The sequence below is a fragment of the Rhizobacter sp. genome, from assembly GCF_031412075.1.
GTDB lineage: Bacteria > Pseudomonadota > Gammaproteobacteria > Burkholderiales > Burkholderiaceae_C > Rhizobacter.
In genome coordinates this window covers 1-7,243 of the sequence record NZ_JANOCG010000076.1, presented here as the reverse complement: position 1 = coordinate 7,243, position 7,243 = coordinate 1, and the positions used below count along the sequence as shown (strand labels likewise).

The 7,243-nt window shown below is 65.6% G+C and carries 5 protein-coding genes; all 5 read right to left on the bottom strand.

What is annotated here, in order from left to right; translation table 11 throughout:
• Positions 1–222: 222 nt before the first annotated feature.
• Positions 223–1,995: a methyl-accepting chemotaxis protein gene (locus tag RMO40_RS02905; RefSeq protein ID WP_309716061.1), complete on the bottom strand. Its 1,773-nt coding sequence runs from the start codon at positions 1,993–1,995 to the stop codon at positions 223–225.
• A 44-nt stretch (positions 1,996–2,039) separates the two neighbouring features.
• Positions 2,040–3,476 (bottom strand): methyl-accepting chemotaxis protein, encoded by a 1,437-nt coding sequence (locus tag RMO40_RS02900; RefSeq protein WP_309716058.1) that lies wholly within the window; start codon positions 3,474–3,476, stop codon positions 2,040–2,042.
• Positions 3,477–3,509: 33 nt separating this feature from the next.
• Complete coding sequence (locus tag RMO40_RS02895; protein ID WP_309716055.1) at positions 3,510–5,051, bottom strand: methyl-accepting chemotaxis protein; 1,542 nt, start codon at positions 5,049–5,051, stop codon at positions 3,510–3,512.
• Between the two features lie 43 nt (positions 5,052–5,094).
• Positions 5,095–5,559 carry a cache domain-containing protein gene (locus RMO40_RS02890; protein ID WP_309716051.1) on the bottom strand — a complete coding sequence of 155 codons (465 nt, stop codon included), beginning with the start codon at positions 5,557–5,559 and terminating at the stop codon, positions 5,095–5,097.
• A 208-nt stretch (positions 5,560–5,767) separates the two neighbouring features.
• Positions 5,768–7,243: methyl-accepting chemotaxis protein (locus RMO40_RS02885; RefSeq protein WP_309716048.1), on the bottom strand; the 1,476-nt coding region annotated here is incomplete at its 5' end.

Here is a 7,243-nt window from a genome sequence, read left to right as displayed (position 1 = left end):
CCGAGGCGGAAGGTCAGGAACTCGCTGCCCGATTGGGCGGCCAGGGCGGCACGTGCGGCCTCATGGCGGGCGACGTGGGCGGCTTCGTGAATCATGTCCATGTGAAATCCTCTTGAATGGGTGCGTGCTCAGGTTGGCTGCCCAGGCTATCTGGGGGCCTGGAACCAAACGGTGAGTGGGTGTGGAAAGAGCCGGCCAATTCGCGGCACGGCTCAGGGGTACTTAGAAGGTCTCCCACTCCTCGCCGGCGGCTGCGGTGGCAGGGGCCGGCGCAGCGGCCCGTGGGGCGGGGCCCGTGGGCGCACGCGCGGGTGCGCCCGCCGGCGCCGCAGGCTCGACGGCCTTGGCTTTCGCAGCCGGTTTCGATGCAGGCGCGTGGGCGACTGTCACGCGTGCAGGTTTGTGGATGATTGGCGCGGTGGCAGGGGCGACGACCGGCCCCGAGGCGGTGGCATGCAGCTTGAACACCGCGACCGCATCGACGAGCTTGCGCGCCTGCAGCTTGAGGCTCTCGGCCGCGGCGGCGCTTTCTTCGACCAGCGCGGCATTCTGCTGGGTGGCCTGGTCCATCTGGCTCACGGCCTCGCCCACCTGCGCGACGCCGGCGCTCTGTTCGGTGCTGGCAGCGCTGATCTCGCCCATGATGTCGGTCACGCGACGGATGGCGCCCACCACTTCGGTCATGGTCACGCCAGCCTGGTCGACCAGCTGCGAGCCCCGCTCGACCCGCTCGACGCTGCTCGAGATGAGCGACTTGATTTCCTTGGCCGCTTCGGCGCTGCGCTGGGCCAGGCTGCGCACTTCGCTGGCGACCACCGCAAAGCCACGCCCTTGTTCGCCGGCACGTGCTGCTTCAACGGCTGCATTCAGCGCGAGGATGTTGGTCTGGAAGGCGATGCCGTCGATCACGCCGATGATGTCGGCGATCTTCTTCGAGCCTTCGTTGATGCCCTTCATCGTGTCGACCACCTGGCCGACCACTTCACCGCCCTTCATGGCGACGCTGGAGGCGCCCAGGGCGAGCTGGTTGGCCTGGCGCGAGTTGTCGGCGTTCTGCTTGACCGTGCTCGACAGCTGCTCCATCGAAGCGGCTGTCTCTTCCAGGGCGCTGGCCTGCTCTTCGGTGCGGCTCGACAGGTCGTTGTTGCCCTGGGCGATCTGGGCTGATGCGGTGGCAACGCCGTCGGCGTTTTCGCGCACACCGCCGACGATCTTCGCCAGCCTGGACTTCATGTCATGCAAGGCGGCCAGCAGCAGGCCGGTCTCGCTCTTGCCGTCGGACTTGAACTCGATCGAGAGGTCGCCTTCCGCGACTGCGCGTGCGACGTCCACGGCTTGATTGAGCGGGCGCGTCGTCGAGCGGATGATCCCCCAGGCGAGCAGCGCGCCAAGGGCGAACGCCAGCGCGACCAGCGAGGCGACGATGGTGCGGCTGCTCGAGGCGGCGGCGGCCACAGCCTTGCCGGATTCGAGCATCAGGTCTTCCTGCAGCTTGATCAGGTTGTCGAGCTTGTCCATGTAGACAAGCTGAACCGGGCGCATCTCCTTCAACAGGACCGGGCGTGCCTCGTCGAGCTTGCCGGCTTGTGCCAGCTCGATCACTCGATCGCGCTGAACCCTGTAGCTGGCGCGGGCCGCGACCACATCGGCCAGCATCGCCTTGCCCTTCTCGCCGGCAGTGCTCTTTTCGAGCTTGTCGAAGGCTTCGTTGATCTTGGCATTCGAGCTCGCGACCTCGTCGAATTGCGACTTGAGATCGGCCGGCTCCGTCATGATGAAGAGGTTGCGCATGGCGCGGGCAATTTGATTGACCTCGCCCTTGATGTTGTTGACCAGCACGATCTTGGGAAAGCGGTCGTCCTGCACCATCGCGAACTCGGCGCTGATGGCCGAAATCCGGTTCAACGCCACTGCACCCAGCAGGGCGATCAGCAGCCCCATCGCAGCGAAACCCAGGCTCAGCCGGGTGGAGATCTTCATGTCGTGCAGCTTCATCTGAGGCTCCGTTGAAAGAGAGGGGCGGAAGGCGTAGCGAAATGTCAGTCGCGCAGGTGAAACGCGCCGACGACCTGGGCCAGGCACTTCGCCTGGTCCTCGAGACTTCTGGCGGCGGCGGCGCTTTGTTCCACCAGCGCGGCATTCTGTTGGGTCATCTGGTCGAGTTGAATCACGGCATGGTTGACTTGACCGATCCCGTCGCTCTGCTCCGAGGCCGCGGCGGTGATCTTGTCGATGATGTTGGAGACCCGCTGGACACTGGTGACGATCTCGCTCATCGTCGCGCCGGCATCGGCCACCAGGCGTGAGCCGCCCTCGACCTTCTCGACCGGGTCACCGATCAGCCCCTTGATCTCTTTGGCGGCTTGCGCCGAGCGCTGGGCCAGGCTGCGCACTTCGCTGGCCACCACGGCGAAGCCGCGGCCTTGTTCGCCGGCACGCGCTGCTTCGACCGCGGCGTTGAGCGCGAGGATGTTGGTCTGGAAGGCGATGCCATCGATCACGCCGATGATGTCGCTGATCTTCTTGGAGCTGGCGTTGATCTCGTCCATGGTGCGTACCACCTGCGAGACCACGCTGCCGCCGCGGGCGGCCACTTCTGCAGCCGACGAGGCCAGCTGGGTGGCCTGGCGCGCCGAATCGGCGTTTTGTTTGACGGTGGCGGTCAACTCTTCCATCGAGCTGGCGGCTTGCTGCAGGTTGCTGGCCGTCTTTTCGGTGCGAGTGCTCAGGTCGTGGCTGCCAGCGGCGATCTCGCCACCCGACACCGTGATGTGTCTGGCCGCGGTGCTGATGTCGGCCATCGCAGCGCCCACACGCTCCAGGGTCTGGCGCAACTGCGCGGCCACCGGGGTGGTGGTTTGCATGTGGCTCACGTCGAGGTCGAGCGTGTCGCCCCGCACCACGTTTTGCGTCAGCATCTGCAATTCGGCGCCTTGCATGGCGGCTTGGCGCATCTGCACGGCCAGGCCAATTTCCAGGGCGGACTGAGCCACCACATAAGCGGCATGGATCAGCACACGCTCGAAGCTGGGTGCCGTCAGGCAGTAGACGCCGGCGCCAGCCAGTTGGAGGCGATCGAACAGCACGTGGTGCAGGGCAAACAGCCCAGCGGTAAAAACAATGGGCCGCCAGTCGTGGTACGCCAACACCAGCGCGAGCAGGGCGAACACACCGAAGTGGTACTCCACCATGCCCCGCCCCAGCTGGATGTGCAGCGCCACCATGGCCGCCGCACAAAAACACAGCACATAGCGCGTGGCACTGCTGCCGCGCGCCAGGGTGAAGACGGCGCCCGCCACCACCAGCAAGGGCAAGGCGACGAGCGCGGCCAGGGCCAGCCCATCGTTGGCAACCCCGATCGCAAACGCGACCAGCACGCACAGGCCGATGCCGCCCAGCATCAGCGTGTCAGCCTGTCGGCCCAGGTGGTGCAGGTGGTGGGTGTGCCCGGGCGGGGGGGCGCTGATCAAGGACATGGTTTCGATCTCTTTCTGTTGACTCGGTGTCACTCAGCGGCTCTCAAGGCGAAAAACCGAAACCACCTCGGCCAGGCGTGTCGCCTGCTCCTTGAGTGACTCGGCGGCGGCGGCCGACTCCTCCACCAATGCGGCGTTCTGCTGCGTCATCTGGTCGAGCTGGGTCACGGTGGTGTTGACGAGGCTGATGCCATCGCTTTGCTCCGACGCGGCCGAGGTGATCTCGCCAATGATGTCGGACACGCGCTGCACCGAGCTCACGATCTCGCTCATGGTCGCGCCGGCGTCGGCCACCAGGCGAGAGCCGCCTTCGACCTTTTCGACCGAGGCGCCGATCAGGCCCTTGATCTCTTTGGCGGCCTGCGCCGAGCGCTGGGCCAGGCTGCGCACTTCAGCGGCCACCACGGCAAAACCGCGGCCCTGTTCACCGGCGCGTGCGGCTTCCACCGCGGCATTGAGCGCGAGGATGTTGGTCTGGAAGGCGATGCCATCGATCACGCCGATGATGTCGCTGATCTTCTTGGAGCTGGCGTTGATCTCGTTCATGGTGGTGACCACTTGCGAGACCACGTGGCCGCCGCGCTCGGCCACCTCGGCGGCCGACGAGGCGAGCTGGTTGGCCTGGCGCGCCGAATCGGCGCTTTGTTTGACGGTGGCGGTCAGCTGCTCCATCGAGCTGGCGGCCTGCTGCAGGTTGCTGGCGGTCTGCTCGGTGCGCTGGCTCAGATCCTGGTTGCCGGTGGCGATCTCGGTGCTGGCGGTCTGGATGGAGGTCGACGATTGCATCACCGTTTGCAGCGAGTGGTTGAGTTGCTGCGTCATGGTGCCGAGCGAGCGGATCAGGTCGCCCACTTCATCGCTGCGGTCGGTTTGCGCATCGACGCGCAGGTTGCCGGCAGCCACCTCGGTGGCCACGCCCACGGCGCGCCGCAGGTCGTGAACCACTTTGCGCTGCATCCACCACGCCGCGCCCACGGCGCCGGTGCAGGTGAGCAGGGCCAGCAGGCCGAGCAGCAGGCTGCGTTGGGTGGAGCGTGTGGCCGCTGCATCGGTGGCCGCCGAGGAGATGGCTTCCATCTTCGCCACCAGGCCACCGAGTGAGGTGGCCACCGAGGCAAAGGTGGTGTCGGCGCCTTGCATGGCGGCGATGCCGGTGTTGGGGTCGACGGTCGAGAGGTCGATCGCCGAGTCGGCTTGTTTGCCGTATTTGTCGATCTGCTGGCCCATGGCGGTCATGCTCGCCTTGAACTCCGCATCGGCGACACCGGCATCGGCCAGGTTGGCCAGGGTGCGCTTCAAGCCACTCAGCTGGTTGACCAGCGCGCCGCGAAACGCCTTGACCTTGGGCTCGTCGAGCGAGTTGATCAAGGCCACCGTCTTGTAGACGCTGGCGTGGATCTGCGCGAACTGGTCTTGTGCACTCGTGATGGTGCGAAAGCTCTCCATGTCGGCCTTGAACGACGTGTGGCTTTGCGTGGCGGTGCGGTTTTGCAGAACCGTGTTCACCGAAGCGATGGCAAGCACCAAGACCGCTGTCAACAGCGGTGCGACCAGGAGCTTTGCACCCAGATTCATGAGACGTCCTTCGTGGCAGATGCCGTGTGCGCAGCGATGGCGTTTACTTGTAGATGCCGCCGCAGACCACGGCGTCGTCGAGCTTCTCGCAGTACATGCTCTTCGGTTCGATCTTCTTGGAGACCGGGTTGGTGAACTTGTAGTCCTGCCAGAAGGTGCCCTTGGACTGGGCGAGCTCCACGCGCTCCTTGACGAAGGCCTTGCCGTCCACGTCTTTCAGCTCGAGCAGGTTCTTGCCGATCATCTTTTCGTTGGCGCCGTGGGCACGCACCGTGCCGTCCAGGCCATAGACCGTGAGGTAAAGGTCGCGGTCGTTGAACTGGCCGGCCTTGTTGCTGATTTCGGCGTAACCCTTGTCCTTGCCGCTGGTCTTGATGAAGGTCACACCCTTTTTGACCATGGCGGTGGCTTCAGCGGCGGTGGCATTGCCGTCTTTGGCGATGGCAGGGGTGCTGAGGGCAAAGACCGTGAGGGTGATCGCGGCGATGGGGTGCAAGTGTCTGGACATGGGGCGCTCCGTACAACAAAAAGGGCAGGGATGGGTTGCCCTGTGCATATCGGCAATACCAGGCCCTTGGTGAAGCGATTCTCAACAGCGCATGCGCACCTGATCCGTGCATAAGACCGCGCTCCGGGGTGCTTTTCGCAAGGAACCACGCTCGCAAACAAAAAGGCCCGTGGTGTTCACGGGCCTTGGGTGAGGTCGGGCTGACCGGTCAGAAGGTTTCCCAGTCATCGGCTCCGGCGGCGGCCATGGCCATTGCAGGGGCCGGGCGGGGTGCTGCGGCCACCGGCGCGGGGCTCGGCGCTGGGGCAGTCGCGGCGAGTGCCGGTTTGGCCTTGGCGGCGGAGCGGCCGGGCGCCGAGGGCTTTGCGGTGGGTGCTGCGCGATACGCCACCTTGGGGGCGGGGGCCGCGCTTGCGCGCGGAGCGTCGTCGCTTGTGAGCTTGAACACCGCCACCGCGCTCACCAGTTGCTGAGCCTGTGTCTTGAGGCTCTCGGCCGCCGCGGCGCTTTCTTCCACCAGCGCGGCGTTTTGCTGCGTGGCCTGGTCCATCTGCGCCACCGCTTCGCCCACCTGGGCAACACCCGACGACTGCTCGACGCTGGCTGCGCTGATCTCGCCCATGATGTCGGTCACGCGGCGGATCGAAGACACCACCTCATGCATCGTCGCGCCGGCCTGGTCGACCAGGGCCGTGCCTTGCTCCACCCGCTCGACACTGGTGGAGATGAGCGACTTGATCTCTTTGGCGGCCTCGGCCGAGCGTTGCGCCAGGTTGCGCACTTCGCTGGCCACCACCGCAAAGCCGCGGCCTTGTTCGCCGGCACGCGCGGCTTCCACCGCAGCGTTCAGCGCCAGGATGTTGGTCTGGAACGCAATGCTGTCGATGGTGCCGATGATGTCGGAGATTCGCTTCGACGAATCGTTGATGCCCTTCATCGTGTCGACCACGCGGTTGACCACGTCGCCGCCCGAGATGGCCACGGTCGAGGCACTCAGGGCCAGTTGGTTGGCCTGGCGTGCGTTGTCGGCGTTTTGTTTGACGGTGCTGGAGAGCTCTTCCATCGACGCGGCGGTTTCTTCCAGCGCGCTGGCTTGTTCTTCGGTGCGGCTGCTCAGGTCGTTGTTGCCCTGGGCAATCTGGGCCGAGGCGGTGGCCACACCTTCGGCGCCGCTGCGCACACCGGAGACGATGTCGCGCAGGTTGTGCTGCATGGTGCCCAGAGCGTCGAGCATCTTGCCCATCTCGTCGCCACGGTTGTGCGAAACGTTGTGGCTCAGGTCACCAGCGGCCATCTTGTCGGCGTGCTGCATGGCTTGCTCGGCGGCAGCAGCCATGTCGCGCGAGATCGACCAGCCGATCAGCAGGCCGAGCGCGACCATCGTGCCCAAGGTGCCCAGCACGATCATGCGTGCCTGTCGGTACACCGATTCGGCGGAGGCGCTGGCGGCCTTGGCGCCGGCGGAGTTCAGTTGAACCAGCTTTTCGATGGACGTGTCGACGGTTTGGTAGGCCGCGGCGCCTTTGCCTGCGAGCAGGCCTTTGGCGCCGACGGCATCGCCCGCGCGCACCAGCGTCATGAGCTCACCGCCCACCGCCCGGAAAGCCTCCCAGTCCTTGCCGAATTGTTCGAACAAGGCCTTCTCTTCCGGGCTGTGCACCAGCTTGGCGTACCCGGCCCGGCC